Source organism: Micromonospora sp. R311, from assembly GCF_056780015.1.
Window position 1 is genome coordinate 1 of record NZ_JBSWCE010000052.1, and the last position, 14,438, is coordinate 14,438.

The 14,438-nt window shown below is 72.8% G+C and carries 12 protein-coding genes; 10 read left to right on the forward strand and 2 right to left on the reverse strand.

All coding sequences use genetic code 11. From position 1 onward, the window contains the following. The first annotated feature begins 686 nt into the window (after positions 1 to 686). On the forward strand, positions 687 to 2,258 hold the full coding sequence (locus tag AC1WTP_RS30975) for an MFS transporter (RefSeq protein WP_481652778.1): 1,572 nt from the start codon (positions 687 to 689) through the stop codon (positions 2,256 to 2,258). 11 nt (positions 2,259 to 2,269) lie between these two features. Next, positions 2,270 to 2,878 carry a TetR/AcrR family transcriptional regulator gene (locus AC1WTP_RS30980; RefSeq protein WP_481652779.1) on the forward strand — a complete coding sequence of 203 codons (609 nt, stop codon included), beginning with the start codon at positions 2,270 to 2,272 and terminating at the stop codon, positions 2,876 to 2,878. 46 nt (positions 2,879 to 2,924) lie between these two features. Here AC1WTP_RS30980 and AC1WTP_RS30985 read toward each other — a convergent pair whose 3' ends face one another. Together AC1WTP_RS30985 and AC1WTP_RS30990 are read right to left on the reverse strand one after the other, a co-directional pair. After that, positions 2,925 to 4,844: a helix-turn-helix domain-containing protein gene (locus tag AC1WTP_RS30985; RefSeq protein WP_481652780.1), complete on the reverse strand. Its 1,920-nt coding sequence runs from the start codon at positions 4,842 to 4,844 to the stop codon at positions 2,925 to 2,927. 14 nt (positions 4,845 to 4,858) lie between these two features. After that, the gene (locus tag AC1WTP_RS30990) at positions 4,859 to 5,641 is read right to left on the reverse strand and encodes a 3-hydroxybutyrate dehydrogenase (RefSeq protein ID WP_481652781.1); all 783 of its coding nucleotides are present in this window, start codon (positions 5,639 to 5,641) and stop codon (positions 4,859 to 4,861) included. Positions 5,642 to 6,038: 397 nt separating this feature from the next. Between AC1WTP_RS30990 and ruvC the strand changes: the two genes are divergently transcribed. From ruvC to AC1WTP_RS31030, 8 genes are all read left to right on the forward strand, one after another. Next, positions 6,039 to 6,569, forward strand: coding sequence for a crossover junction endodeoxyribonuclease RuvC (gene ruvC / locus AC1WTP_RS30995; RefSeq protein ID WP_481652782.1), 531 nt, complete (start codon positions 6,039 to 6,041; stop codon positions 6,567 to 6,569). A gap of 274 nt (positions 6,570 to 6,843) precedes the next feature. Continuing rightward, positions 6,844 to 8,259, forward strand: coding sequence for an RNA-guided endonuclease TnpB family protein (locus AC1WTP_RS31000; protein ID WP_481652783.1), 1,416 nt, complete (start codon positions 6,844 to 6,846; stop codon positions 8,257 to 8,259). Positions 8,260 to 8,276: 17 nt separating this feature from the next. After that, on the forward strand, positions 8,277 to 8,879 hold the full coding sequence (gene ruvA / locus AC1WTP_RS31005; protein WP_481652784.1) for a Holliday junction branch migration protein RuvA: 603 nt from the start codon (positions 8,277 to 8,279) through the stop codon (positions 8,877 to 8,879). Then, complete coding sequence (gene ruvB, locus AC1WTP_RS31010) at positions 8,876 to 9,940, forward strand: Holliday junction branch migration DNA helicase RuvB (protein WP_481652785.1); 1,065 nt, start codon at positions 8,876 to 8,878, stop codon at positions 9,938 to 9,940. The genes ruvA and ruvB overlap by 4 nt, the downstream gene beginning before the upstream one ends. Positions 9,941 to 10,079: 139 nt before the next feature. Further along, entirely contained in the window at positions 10,080 to 10,421 is a 342-nt protein-coding gene (gene yajC, locus AC1WTP_RS31015; protein ID WP_481652786.1) for a preprotein translocase subunit YajC, read from the forward strand. A 244-nt stretch (positions 10,422 to 10,665) separates the two neighbouring features. Continuing rightward, positions 10,666 to 12,573, forward strand: a complete 1,908-nt coding sequence (gene secD, locus AC1WTP_RS31020; RefSeq protein WP_481652787.1) for a protein translocase subunit SecD — start codon at positions 10,666 to 10,668, stop codon at positions 12,571 to 12,573. Position 12,574: 1 nt separating this feature from the next. Further along, complete coding sequence (secF, locus tag AC1WTP_RS31025) at positions 12,575 to 13,762, forward strand: protein translocase subunit SecF (protein ID WP_481652788.1); 1,188 nt, start codon at positions 12,575 to 12,577, stop codon at positions 13,760 to 13,762. Between the two features lie 101 nt (positions 13,763 to 13,863). Continuing rightward, positions 13,864 to 14,430, forward strand: coding sequence for an adenine phosphoribosyltransferase (locus tag AC1WTP_RS31030; RefSeq protein WP_481652789.1), 567 nt, complete (start codon positions 13,864 to 13,866; stop codon positions 14,428 to 14,430). Positions 14,431 to 14,438: the final 8 nt, after the last annotated feature.

Below are 14,438 nucleotides of genomic sequence, written 5' to 3' on the forward strand. Positions count from 1 at the left end.
CGCAAGCACCGTCCGGCGCTCGAAAGTCTTGGGGGAAAGATCCGACGCTCGCGGGCGGGGGTGCCCTTGCGGCGCCGCGACCATGTGTAACGACCGGCGGCCCGCCATCATTCCGCGGCCCGGCCCCGCACCCGAGCAGGCGGCGCGGGCTCTTACTCGATCGTCCGCATAATGTAACGCCCCCGGCCCGGCCCCGATTCCGCCACCGGGATGCGGCCGGTCACACCCCGGACCGGACACGCACCCCAGGGCCGGACGGTTGTCGCGGAAGTAGTCCACCCGTGTGCCGTATGTCGGGTTGCCGTGGGCCGCTCGGTTCGCGCTCCCCGGATGGCGTGGACCTCGCATCGCGGCGGTCGAGGGTATCCAAGCGCCCCTCGCGCCATCCGGTGGTGGTACGCACCGGCGCGTCCAACCGGCGCGGCCCGAGCGGACCACCCTTGCGCTCGTGCGATACCGGAGAGGCATATTGATGACTCTGCGGTATCAGCCTCGCGCGCACACATGGCCGGAGCCGGCAGCATCGCACCCAGCCGGCGGGCACAGCCCCGGGCGCGGCGTGACGGCGCACACATTAGATACGGACCGGTTCCGTATCGTTAATGCGGCGCCTACGCTGACCCTAGTTACGAGTCTTACCCGTATCGTATTTGCGCCGCGGGTGACCGGGGGGAGAACCGCTACCGATGCAACCGCACGAGAACACCGGACACCCGAGGAGGTGGGCGATCCTCGGGGTGCTGGTGATCAGCCTCCTCGTCGTCGTCCTGGACAACACCATCCTCAACGTCGCGCTCCGCACCCTCGCCGACCCGGTGCACGGTCTCGGCGCCAGCCAGGGCGAGCTGGAATGGGCGATCAACTCCTACACGCTGGTCTTCGCCGGCCTGCTCTTCACCTTCGGCGTGCTCGGCGACCGGGCCGGCCGCAAGCGCTTCCTGCTCGTCGGGCTGGCGCTGTTCGGACTGGCGTCGCTGCTCTCGGCGTACGCCCAGAGCCCGGCCCAGCTGATCGCGGCACGCGCGCTGATGGGCGTCGGCGGCGCGGCGATCATGCCGGTGACGCTCTCGATCATCTCCAACGTCTTCGACCCGCGCGAGCGGGGCCGGGCGATCGGCGTCTGGGCCGGCGCGGTCGGCCTGGCGGTGGCGATCGGCCCGGTGCTCGGCGGCGCGCTGCTGGAGCACTACTGGTGGGGCTCGGTCTTCCTGATCAACGTGCCGGTGGTGGCGCTCGGCGTGGTCCTGGTCGCGCTGTTGGTGCCGGAGTCGCGGGACCCGAAGCCGGGCCGGGTCGACCTGCTGGGTGTGCTGCTCTCGGTGGTCGGCCTGGTCGCCCTGTCGTACGGCATCATCGACGGCGGCGAGCACGGCTTCGACCGGCCGGTGGTCTGGGCCTCGATCGTCGGCGGTGTCGCGGTGCTGGCCTGGTTCGTCGCGCACGAGCGCCGCAGCGACCACCCGTCGCTGGATGTCCGGCTGTTCCGGGTGCCGCGCTTCGCCGCCCCGGTGGCCCTGGTCGGGTTGGTCTTCTTCGCCGCGATGGGCGTGATGTTCTTCAGCTCGTTCTACCTGCAACTGGTCCGCGGCTACAGCCCGCTGCAGACCGGCCTGCTCTTCCTGCCGTTCGCCGGCGCCCAGCTCTTCTTCGCCCCGCGCAGCGCGGCGATGGTGCACCGGTACGGCGGCAAGGCGGTCGCCGCGGTCGGCCTGACGCTCACCGCGGTGGCGCTCGGCGCGTTCGCGTTCATCGACGCGACCACCCCGATCTGGGTGGTGCTGGTCTTCTTCTTCCTCCAGGGCGTCGGGATGGCCAACATCATGCCGCCGGCCACCGAGTCGATCATGTCGGCGCTGCCCCGGGAGAAGGCCGGGGTCGGCTCGGCGGTCAGCAACACGATCCGGCAGGTGGCCGGCGCGCTGGGGGTCGCGGTGCTCGGTTCGGTGCTCTCCGCCGTCTACCGCGGCGACGTCGAGCCGGCCCTGCGGGACCTGCCCGCCGGGGCGCAGCAGGCGGCCGGCGAGTCGATCTCCGGGGCGTACGCCGCGGCGGGTCAGCTCGGCCCGGCGGGGCCGCAGCTGATCGCGGTGGCCAACGACGCCTTCGTGACCGCGATGCACTGGGCCGCGGTGCTCGCCGCGGTGGTGGCCGCCGCGGGTCTGCTGGTGGTGGTCCGCTGGATGCCGGGCCGCCCGGCCGGGTCGGCCGCACCCGCGACGGCGCCCGCCGGGGAACCCGAGTTGGCCGGGACCGCATAGGTTCGGCGACAATGTCCGACATGACTTCCACCGCCGATGCTCCGCGGTCGCCCGGGCGACCGCGGAGCGTCCGCGCGGACGAGGCGATCATCGAGGCCACCCTGGACCTGCTCGCCGAGGACAGCTCGGTGGAGACGATCTCGATCGAGGCGATCGCGGCCCGCGCCGGCGTCGGCAAGGCCACCATCTACCGCCGCTGGCCGGGCAAGGACGCGCTGCTGACCGACGCGCTGCGCCGGCTCAAGGGCAACCCGCCGACGCTGCCCGGCCGCTCGGTCCGCGAGGACCTGGTGCTGCTGGTCGGGGCGATCGGGCACAACATCGACCCCCGGGCGGCGAAGATCATGCCCTGCCTGGCGCCGCACGTGAACCGCAGCCCGGACAACTACCAGCTCTACCAGAGCATCATCGAGCCGCGGCGGGCGCTGATGCGCGAGGTGCTGCGCCGGGGGATCGACACCGGCGAGCTGCGCGACGACATCGACATCGAGGTCGCCATGGCGATGCTGACCGGCCCGATGCTGGTGCAGCGGATGCTGCGGTGGCACCCCGACCTCGACGAGGCGACCCTGCCGGGAAGGATCGTCGACGGCGTCCTGGACGGCATCGCCGCCCGCTGACCCCCGTCCGCCGCGGCCGGCCCACCGGTGGCCGGCGGCCCGGCCGTCAGCCGGCGGGCGTACGCAGGCGGTGCAGGCGCAGCGCGAGCTGCACCTCGAGGGCCCGTTCGGGCTTCTGCCAGTCCGCGCCGAGCAGCTGCCCGACCCGCTCCAGCCGCTGGGTGACCGTGTTGACGTGCACGTGCAACAGCTCGGCGGCCCGGGCCAGGCTGCCGCCCACCCCGAAGTACGCCTCCAGCGTCTTGACCAGCGCCGTGCCCCGCCGGGCGTCGTAGTCGACCACCGGGCCGACGGTGACCTCGAGGAACCGGGTGACGTCCTGGTCACCCTGGTCGCCCACCGCGCCGAGGAGCAGCCCGACGAAGCCCAGCTCGGCGGTGCTCGCCCCCTGCCCGGCCCGGCCCAGCGCGCCGAGCGCGGTCAGGCAGCGGTCCGCCTCCCGGAAGGTGGTGGCCAGCGACGCCGGCCCGGTGGACGGCCCGCTCGCCCCGGCGGTCACCGGCCGGCCGGTCACCCGGGACAGGTCCCGGGCCACCGCCCGGGCGCTGCCGCCGGCATCCTGGCCGGGCAGCATCAGCACCACCCGGCCGTCGCGCGCCGCGGCCAGCCCGCCCCGGGTGGAGGCGTACGTGGTGGCCCAGGAGAGCACCCGCTGCCGGGCCGACCCGGTCGCCGCGATCGCGTCGTCGCCGACCGCCACCAGCACGTGCGGGGCGTCCAGGTCCACCCCGAGCCGGCGCGCCCGGCTGCGCAGCGCGTCGGTGTCCCGCAACGGCCGGGCGATCAGGTCGTCCAGCAGCTCACCGCGGACCCGCCCCTCCGCCTCGGCGACCGTCCGCCGGAACAGCAGCAGCAGCGCGGTCACCAGCGCGGCCCGCTCCAGGATCCGCTGGTCGGCGTCGACCAGGTCGTCGTCCGGGCGCAGCACCAGCGCGCCCAGGTTCTCCGCGCCGGCCACCACGGCGGCGTACCAGAGCGTGCCGCGGCGCACGCTGCGCCCCTCGGTACGCGACGCGGCGATCGCCTCCACCATGTCCGCCCGGTCCGGCTCCTCGATCTCGCCGACCCGGGCCAGCAGCCGGCCCTCGGCGTCCAGCGCCAGCAGCGCCCCGCCGAGCACCTCGGTCACCGCCGCCGCGACGTCCTCCACCCCGCCGCCGCGCAGCACCAGCGCGGTCATCCGGTCGTGCGCGGCGGCGGCCCGCTCCACCGAGCTGCTGTGCGCCCGGATGGTGGTGTTGGCCGCCGACAGCTCCTCCAGCGCCGACCGGGTCTCGGCGAGCAGCCGCGCGGTGTCGATCGCCACCGCGGCGTGCGCGGCCAGCGAGACCAGCAGCGCCACCTCCTCGCGGGCGAACGGGCGGGCCGAGCGGTTCGCGGCGTAGAGCACGCCGATCGAGGTCGAGCCGAGCCGCAGCGGCACCCCGAGGATGGCCACCAGGCCCTCCTCGCCAACCCCGGCGTCGATCTCCCCGGTGTGGTGGAAGCGCTCGTCCTCGGCGTAGTTGGCGGTGACGTACGGGGCGCCGGACTGGGCCACCAGGCCGCCGAGGCCGGCGCCCATCGGCAGCCGCAGCCGCTGGAACCGGGCCGAGACCGAACCGTCGGTGACCCGCATGTAGGTGTCGCCGCGCTCCTCGTCGTCGAGGGTCATGTAGGCGACGTCCGCGCCGAGCAGGTTGCGCGCCCGGTGCACGATGGCCCGCAGCACGTCGTCCAGGTCGCGCAGCCCGGCCAGGTCGCTGACCGTGTCGTACAACCCGGAGAGCTCGGTCTCCCGGCGGCGCCGGCGCTCCAGCAGCGCGCGGACCCGCAGCGCCACCGTCTTGGCCTGCTCCAGCTCGGCCAGCCGGTCGGCGGGCAGGCCGGCGGCGCGGGCGGCGACCAGCGGGCCCTCGAACTCCACCGCGGCCGCTTCCCGCGCGAGCAGTTCCAGGTACTCCACCGGTGACGACATGACCGACATTGTGCGGCTCGCCACTAGTTCGCCGTCCAGCCCCCGTCGAGCGCGATCGACGCGCCGGTGATGAACCCCGCCGGCGGCGAGCAGAGGTACGCCATCAGCTCCGCCACCTCCTCGGGTTCGATCAGGCGCTTGATCGCGGCCCGGGCGAGCATGATCTTCTCGATCACCTCGGACTCCGGGATGCCGTGGCTGGCCGCCTGGTCGGCGATCTGGCTCTCCACCAGCGCCGTCCGGACGTAGGCGGGGTTGATGCAGTTGGCGGTGACGCCGTGCGCCGCCCCCTCCAGCGCGACCACCTTCGACAGCCCCTCCAGCGCGTGCTTGGCCGACACGTACGCCGCCTTGTACGGCGAGGCGCGCAGCCCGTGCACGGAGGAGATGTTGACGATCCGCCCCCAGCCCTGCGCGTACATGTGCGGCAGCGCCCGGCGGATGAGCAGGAACGGCGCCTCCACCATCACCCGGTGCAGGTACGTGAACCGGTCCGTGGGGAACTCCGCCACCGGGGCCACGTGCTGCAACCCGGCGTTGTTCACCACGATGTCCACGTCCGCGTCGAGCCGGTCCACCGCCCCGGCGTCGGCCAGGTCGAGTCCCTCGGCCCGGCCGCCGGCCTCGGCCGCCACCGCCTTGGCCGCCTCGACGTTGCGATCCACCACCAGCACCGCCGCGCCGGCCGCGGCCAGGCGCAGGGCGCAGGCCCGTCCGATGCCACTGCCGCCCCCGGTCACCAGGGCGCTGCGACCGGAGAGGTCGACGTTCACGACGTGGGGGACCGCCACGGGTTCTGCCGTCATGGCGCAAGAAGTTACGAGCTGTGTGGCCGGGCGCACATGGGGTGGCGACACATACTCGACCGGCAGAGTGTGTGGGCGGGGCCTCGACCGTCGACGCCGGGCGGATCCCGCCCCGGCGGGCCGAGCCGGTTCCGGGCCGGCGGATCGGCGGTCGCCGCGTCGATCGAGATCGACCCGGCGCGGCGGTGAGCCGCCGGGCGTCCGGCGGCCGAGCGGGCACGTCCGTCCGGCCCCAGGCGCCGGGGCGGGCCACCCGGTCGACGGGGCCCGGCGCGGGTCGCACGGTCCGGCGGCGCGCCGGTCGGATCTCGTCCCGGCGTGTCCCGACCGGCGGCCGTCCGGGGGCACCAGTAGGGTGTCGAACACACGTACTGCTGACGGCTGGGGAGGAGGCGGCGTGCGGGTGCTCGGCGTCGACCCGGGGCTGACCCGGTGCGGGGTCGGCGTGGTGGAGGGGGTGCCGGGGCGGCCCTGCACCCTGGTCGCCTACTACGTCGTCTACACCGACCCGGCCGACGAGCTGCCGCTGCGCCTGCTGCACCTGGACCGCTCGCTCACCGACCTGGTCGCCGAGCACCGGCCGGACAGCGTCGCCGTGGAGCGGGTGTTCAGCCAGCACAACGTGCGCACCGTGATGGGCACCGCCCAGGCCAGCGGGATCGCCGTGCTGGCCGGGGCGCGCGCCGGGCTGCCGGTGCAGACCTACACCCCCAGCGAGGTGAAGGCGGCGGTGACCGGTTCCGGTCAGGCGGACAAGGCGCAGATGACCGCCATGGTCACCCGGCTGCTGCGGTTGCCCGAGCCGCCCCGGCCGGCCGACGCCGCGGACGCCCTCGCCCTGGCCATCTGCCACGTGTGGCGGGGCGGGACGCGCTCCAAGCTGGCCGCCGCGGCCGACCGGGTACGACGAGGAGGGAGGGCCAGGTAGTGGGACCCCTCTCTTCCGGCGCGATCGACTTGCGAGAGGTCGCCAAGCCAATGGCGGCGAACCAGACTGCCAGATCCGGTCGCGACATCCTGAGGTACCCGGCGGCTCACGGCGGCCTTCGAGATGATCGTTGTCGATTTGGAATCGTTGTCGCCGCGGCGGGAGTCGGTGAAAATCTTTTGGCGATTTTGCGCGGCTCTTCGGGTCGCCGGGACGGGCTGCGGCCCTACGACAGGGAACCTATAAGGGGCGACCTGGCGATAGGTGGTAAGCAGTGAAGGTCACCCGGATAGCCTGCTCAACCCGTGTGAATCCGGGTAAGTACGCCGCCCTGTTGGAGCAGGCCCGCCGGCTTGGTCGGGTGCGTAGCGAGGTGTGGCAGCGCTACGGCTCGATCAACGGGGTCGGGTCCGGGTTAAGAGATCGGCAGGTGCGGGACTGTTGGCTGGTTGATGGCACGCATCAGCGGTTCGGTGTGCTGGCGAATGCGTGGAAGGAGACTGTCCGCGACGCCATGGCTGACATGACGGCGAACATGGCGGCCGCCAAAGTTGATGTGCGGCGGGCGATCGTGCGGCGTACGGACGATCCGGCCGAGCGCAAGCGGATGCTCACCGCGTTGAAGAGCGACCGGTGGGCGGGCGATCCGTTCCTGGCTCGGCAGATGCGCAAGCACTGGAAGCGCGGCAAGAACCGCACCCATGATCAGATCGTGGTGCGCGCCGACCAGCACCACACGGTCGCTGATGGGCGCGGCCGGCTGTGGCTGGCGGTCCCTGGTCTGGAACGCCGAAGGATGGTCAGGATTCCGCTGCCGACGACGGTCGCTCCGACGGGCACGTTGCGGTTGATCCTGCGCGGCGGGCGGGTCGAGGTGCACTACCAGATCGACGCGTCGCAGCTGCGGTCGTCACAGCGGCCGTGTGGCGACCGGATGATCGGTGTCGACAAGGGTTACACCGAAGCCCTGACCGACTCCGACGGCGAGCAGCACGGCGTCCGCCTCGGCAAGCTGCTGGCCGCGGAGTCGGACCGGGTGAAGGAGCGTAACCGCCGGCGCGCGAAGCTGCGCTCGATAGCCAACAACGCCGCGCAGCGAGGTGACCACGCAAAGGCACACCGGATCACGGTCAACAACCTGGGCTCCGTGAAGCGGAACCGGCGGGCCGCCCGCCACCGGGCGCAGGTCCGCACGGAGATCTTCACCGCCGTGCACCGGGTGGTCGACAAGGCCGCCACCGTGGTCGCCGAAGACCTGACCAAGACATTCGCCGGGCGCAAGACGCTGGATAGCAACGTCAACCGGCGCCTCGCCGCGTGGACCAAGGGGGTCACCGCCGAGGCGCTAGCGAACGTGTCGGAGCGCAGAGGTTCTGCGCTCGTTCACGTCAACGCCGCCTACACCTCACAAGCCTGTCACCGCTGCGGCCGGCTCGGCCGACGCGGCGGGGATCGGCTTCACTGCACCTCGTGCCGGGTGGTGTGGCAGGCCGACGTGAACGCCGCGATCAACATCCTGCAACGAGCCGGCGACCCCGACATCGCCCTGCACACCCCACACCACAGGGTGAAGCAGATCCTGCAGGACAGGACCGATCGCCACCGGACCAGACTGCCGGTCCAGGACTCCAGCCCGACCAACCTCGGGCGGAGAGCGAAACATCCGAACCGCTCAACAACGAGCCACTAGTAGGAAGCAGGAGCGAGATGATCGCCAGCGTGCGCGGCGTGGTGACCGCGACCGGTCCGGACCAGGCGGTGATCGAGGTCGGCGGAGTCGGCCTGGCGGTGCAGTGCGCCCCGGCCACCCTCGCCGAGCTGCGGATCGGCCAGCCGGCCCGGCTGGCCACCAGCCTGGTCGTCCGGGAGGACTCGCTCACCCTCTACGGCTTCGCCGACGACGACGCCAAGCAACTCTTCGAGCTGTTGCAGACCGCCAGCGGGGTGGGTCCCCGGCTGGCCCAGGCGGTGCTCGCCGTGCACACCCCGGACGCGGTCCGCAAGGCCATCGCCAACGCCGACACCGCCGCGCTCACCCGGGTGCCGGGCATCGGCAAGAAGGGCGCCGAGCGGCTGGTGCTGGAGCTGCGGGACCGGATCGGCCCGGTGCCGGTCGGCGCCGACGGCGCGGCCGGGGTCACCGGCGGCGCCTGGCCCGACCAGGTCCGCCAGGCGCTGGTCGGGCTCGGCTGGACGGCCGCCCAGGCCGACCAGGCGGTGGCCGCGGTGGCGGAGACCGTCGACGGGGAGACCCCGCCCGTGCCCGTGCTGCTGAAGCAGGCCATCCGGCTGCTGGGTCGGACCCGATGACCGGCGACGGCCTGGTCTCGGCGTACGTCAACGACGCGGAACGGGACGCGGAGGCCAGCGTCCGGCCGAAGCGGCTGGCGGAGTTCATCGCCCAGCACCGGGTCCGTGACCAGCTCGACCTGCTGCTGCAGGGCGCCATGCGGCGCGGCTCCCCGCCGGACCACATCCTCCTGTCCGGGCCGCCTGGCCTCGGTAAGACGACGTTGGCCAATATCGTCGCCGCCGAGCTGGGCGCCGGCATCCGGGTGACCAGCGGCCCGGCGATCGAGCGCTCCGGCGACCTGGCCGCCATCCTGACCAGTCTCGCCGAGGGCGACGTGCTCTTCATCGACGAGATCCACCGGATCGCCAAGCCGGCCGAGGAGCTGCTCTACAGCGCCATGGAGGACTTCCGGGTCGACGTGGTGGTCGGCAAGGGCCCCGGCGCCACCGCCATCCCGCTGGACGTCGAGCCGTTCACGCTGGTCGGTGCGACCACCCGGTCCGGCCTGCTGACCGGGCCGATGCGGGACCGGTTCGGCTTCGTCGCCCACCTGGACTTCTACTCCCCGGCCGACCTGGAGACGCTGCTGCACCGCTCGGCGCGGATCCTCGGCGTGCCGATCACCGACGACGGCGCCGCCGAGATCGCCGGCCGCTCCCGGGGCACCCCCCGGATCGCCAACCGGCTGCTGCGCCGGGTCCGGGACTTCGCCGAGGTCCGGGCCGACGGCGTGGTCACCCTGGAGAACGCCCGGGCGGCCCTGACGGTGTACGACGTGGACGCGCTCGGGCTGGACCGGCTCGACCGTGCGGTGCTGACCGCGCTGGTCGACTCGTTCCGGGGCGGGCCGGTCGGGCTCTCCACCCTCGCGGTGGCGGTGGGGGAGCAGCCGGACACCGTGGAGGAGGTCTGCGAGCCGTTCCTGGTGCGGGCGGGTCTGCTGGCCCGTACGCCGCGCGGGCGGGTGGCCACCGAGGCTGCCTGGCGCCATCTGGGTCGCACTCCGCCGAATGGTACATTTGGCACCGATGCCCCTCCCGCGCCCGATCTGTTCTCGGTGCAGCCTGATCAGCCGTGATGCGAACGTGATCTGTGCCGCATTCGGCGTTCCCAGGTGCAGGGATTAGACTCGCCGCGGTCTGTACAGGACGTGAGAATCCGCCTCCGCTCCGGCGCCCCTCGTGCCGAACCGGAGGCCAATGGGAAGGTCTGTAACCGTGCTTTATGCAGCATCGGGCGGCGGAGGTGCCGGCGGTCTCACGCCGATCCTGATGATCGTCCTGCTCTTCGGCGTCATGTACTTCATGATGATCCGCCCTCAGCAGAAGCGCCGCCGCGAGGCGGAGGCGATGCAGCGTGCCCTCGCCCCGGGCGACGAGGTGGTCACCATCGGCGGGCTCTACGGCACGGTCACCGGCGTGGACGACGACACCGTCCTGCTGGAGGTCGCCCCCGGCGTGCAGACCCGGTACGCCCGTCCGGCGATCGCCCGGGTGGTCACCCAGGCGGAGCGCCCGGCCGAGGAGGCCGCCGAGGAAGCGGACGCCGTCAAGGAGTGATCCCTCCGCCCCGTCCGGGGTGGGGCCGTCGCGCGCCCGTCGGCGCGGCGGCGGACGTGACGTGAAAACTGGATAGTCGGGTCGACGCCGGGCTTCGGCACGTACCCGCGACCGGTCGGCGCCGCCGGCCGCCGCGGCGCCGTGCCGGCCCGGTGCCACCCCCTCAGGCCCGTCGGCCGGAATCCCGGCCCGACACCCGCCGCCGCAGCACGGCGGCGCGACCGCACAGGGAGACAGGACAGCCGTGGCACCACCTCAGGGACAGATGCGCCCCGGACGGCAGTTGGCCGTGCTCGGGCTCATCTTCGTCGTCCTCTACCTTCTGGTGTTCTTCTCGGGCGGCGCCAGCGGCGGCTGGAAGGACCGGCTCGAGCCCCGGCTCGGCCTGGACCTGGTCGGCGGCACCCGGCTGACGCTGGAGGCGACCAACACCGTCGACGGCCGGGCTCCGACGGCGGAGAACCTGGAGGAGGCCCGACAGATCATCGAGAGCCGGGTCAACGCGTTCGGCGTGGCCGAGGCCGAGGTGGTCACCGAGGGCAACCGGAACATCGTGATCTCCCTGCCCGGTGAGAACCGGGACCTGACCGAGGTTGGCAGCGCGGCCGAGCTGCGCTTCCGTAAGGTGCTCAACGCCGCCGACGGCAGCGGCGCGGTCGCCGCCCCGGCGGCCACCCCGACGCCGTCGGGCAGCGCCAGCCCGGCGCCGTCCGGCAGCGCCACGCCGACGCCGTCGGCCAGCGCGCCCAAGGCGACCACCTCGCCGAGCGCCGGTGGCCAGGGCGGCTCCGCCCCGGCGCCGAGCGCCACGCCGACCCCGTCGGCGTCCGCCTCGCCGGGTGCCGCGACCCCGTCGCCGACCGAGAGCGCCCCGCCGGTGTCGCAGAGCGTCGAGGAGCAGCGCAAGGCCGTCGAGCAGAAGGTCGGCGCCGCCGCCTGGGCCGCCGCCAGCGGCCTGCAGGGCCCGGCCGACCTGACCGCCGACCCGTCGCTGGCCGACAAGCTCAAGCCGTTCGGTTCGCTCAGCCCGCGCGAGGTCGCGGTGCTGCCGGCGCAGATGCAGTTCAACGTGCCGACGATCAGCTGCGCCCAGCTCGACGACCGGCCACCGGCGTCGATCTCCGACCCGAACCAGCAGGTCGTGGCCTGTGAGGACGGCGCCGTGAAGTACCTGCTCGACGGGGCGAAGGTGCTCGGCACCGACGTCAGCGACGCCAACGCGGTGCTCGACCAGACCAGCGCCTGGGTGGTCAGCCTCGACTTCACCGGCGAGGGCCAGAAGAAGTGGACCAACCTGACCCGCGAGGCGTTCAACAACGAGGGTCAGGCCTGCAACGCGACCGCGCTGGGCCAGGACGGCAAGTGCCGGGTCGCCGTGGTGCTGGACAACGAGATCGTCTCCTCGCCGGAGATCCAGGGCGTGCTGACCGGCAACTCGCAGATCACCGGCAACTTCAACCAGAAGGACGCCAGCGAGCTGGCCGGCCAGCTGCGCTACGGCGCGCTGCCGGTGACCTTCGAGGCGCAGGAGCAGCAGAACGTCACCGCCACCCTGGGCGCCAGCCACCTGCGGGCCGGCCTGCTCGCGGCGGGCATCGGCATGCTGCTGGTCATCATCTACTCGTTCTTCTACTACCGGCTGCTCGGCTCGGTGATCTTCCTGAGCCTGATCCTCTCGGCGCTGCTGGTCTTCGGCGCGCTGGTGGTGCTCGGCCGGCAGATCGGCTTCACCCTCACCCTCGCCGGCATCGCCGGCATGATCGTCTCGCTCGGTGTGGCGGCGGACTCGTTCGTCATCTACTTCGAGCGGCTCAAGGACGAGATCCGGGAGGGGCGCAGCCCGCGCAGCGCGGTGCCGCGGGCCTGGATCCGGGCCCGGCGGACGATCATCTCGGCGAACGCGATCACGCTGATGTCGGCGGTGGTGCTCTACATCGTCTCGGTCGGCACGGTGAAGGGCTTCGCGTTCGCCCTCGGCCTGGCCACCGTGCTGGACCTGGTCGTGGTCTTCCTCTTCCGGCACCCGATCATGACCATGTTCGCCCGGACCAGGGCGTTCCTGTCCCCGCGGGTCAGTGGTCTCGGCCGGGCGCTCCCCGCCCGGAGCACCGAGCAGGCCAAGCCCCGCAACCCGCGCGTCAAGGAGGCCTGAGATGGCTGGAAGTGGTCTCGCGAGCCGCCTCTACCGCGGTGAGGCCGGGCTCAACATCATCGGCCGGCGGAAGCTGTGGTTCACGGTCGCCGGCACGCTGATCCTGATCGCCGTGCTCAGCGTCGCGCTGCGCGGCTTCAGCCTCGGCATCGAGTTCGCCGGCGGCAACTCGTTCCAGATCCCGGCCAGCGTGGGCACGCTGGAACGGGCCGAGGAGCAGGTCGACGAGGCGCTCGCCACGGTGGGCGACGGCGCCGAGGTGGTCACCGCGCAGAAGGTCGGCGGCACCGGTGGCGACTTCTACGAGATGCGCACCAGCCAGCTGAGCGCCGAGCAGGCCAACGAGGTCAAGACCGAGATCGCCCGCGAGTTCGGTATCGACCCGACCCAGATCAGCGGCAACCAGGTCAGCGAGGCGTGGGGCAGCCAGGTCACCGAGCGGGCGCTGCTCGGTCTGTTGATCTTCATCGCGGTGGTGATGGTCTACCTGATCCTGCGCTTCGAGTGGCGGATGGCGGTGGCGGCGGTCGCCTCGCTGGTGATGAACCTGATCCTCACCGCCGGCATCTACTCGCTGGTCGGCTTCGAGGTCACCCCGTCGACGATCATCGGGTTCCTCACCATCCTGGGCTTCGCGCTCTACGACGTGGTGGTGGTGTTCGACAAGGTCCAGGAGAACACCCGGGGCATCACCGCCAGCAACAACCAGACGTACGGCGAGGCGGCCAACCTGGCGATCAACCAGAGCCTGATGCGGTCGCTGAACACCTCGGTGGTCGCGCTGCTGCCGGTCGGTGGTCTGCTCTTCATCGGTGCCGGCCTGCTCGGCGCGGGCACCCTGAAGGACCTCGGCCTGGTGCTGTTCGTCGGTATGGCGGTGGCCTTCCTGACCTCGATCCTGCTGGCCACCCCGCTGCTGGTGGTGCTGAAGAACTACGACCCGCGGATCCAGGCGCACACCAAGCGGGTGCTGGCCCGCCGGGCCGCCATCGAGCGGGGCGAGGTCGCCCCGAAGGGCGCGCCGCGGACGGGGGCGGAGGCCCCCGCGGAGGTCGACCCGGAGGCGGCGGCGCTGGCCGGCGCCGCGCCCAAGGTGGGCGCCCGGCCGACCGGCAAGCGGTCCGCCGGCGCCCGAGGCGGCCGGCCGGCCGGTGGCGGCGGCAACCGACCGGGTGGCAAGCGGCGCTGACCGCGCCGGGGACACCCGGTAGGAGACGACCAGACGGCGTCCTTCATGCTGTGCGAGCAGCATGAAGGACGCCGTCGTCGTGGAAGGGACACAGAACTGCCGTGACGGAGACCCACAGCACCGGGGTACGGGGGGACAGCGGTCCGGAGACCGCCCGGCTGGTCGCCAGCCGGGTGCTGGACGTGCCGGACTTCCCCAAGCCCGGCGTCGTGTTCAAGGACCTGATGCCGCTGTTCGCCGACGGCGCGGCGTTCCGCGAGGTGATCGACGGGATCATCGCGTACCACGGGCGTGACGCGTTCGACGCGGTGGTCGGCATGGAGGCGCGCGGGTTCGTGCTCGCCGCCGCCATCGCGTACGCGACCGGGGTCGGCGTGGTGCCGGTCCGCAAGGCCGGGAAGTTGCCCCGGGCCGTCCACTCGGCCTCCTACGCGCTGGAGTACGGCGAGGCCACCCTCGAGGTGCACCAGGACGCGTTCACCGCCGGGCACCGGGTGCTGGTGGTCGACGACGTGCTGGCCACCGGCGGCACCGCGCAGGCGACCCTGGACCTGGTGGAGCGGGCCGGGGGCACGGTGGCCGGGTTCACCGTGCTGCTGGAGCTGGGCTTCCTCGGCGGCCGGGAGCGGCTCGCCCCGCGTCCGGTCCATGCCCTGCTGACCGTTTGAGCCGGCCA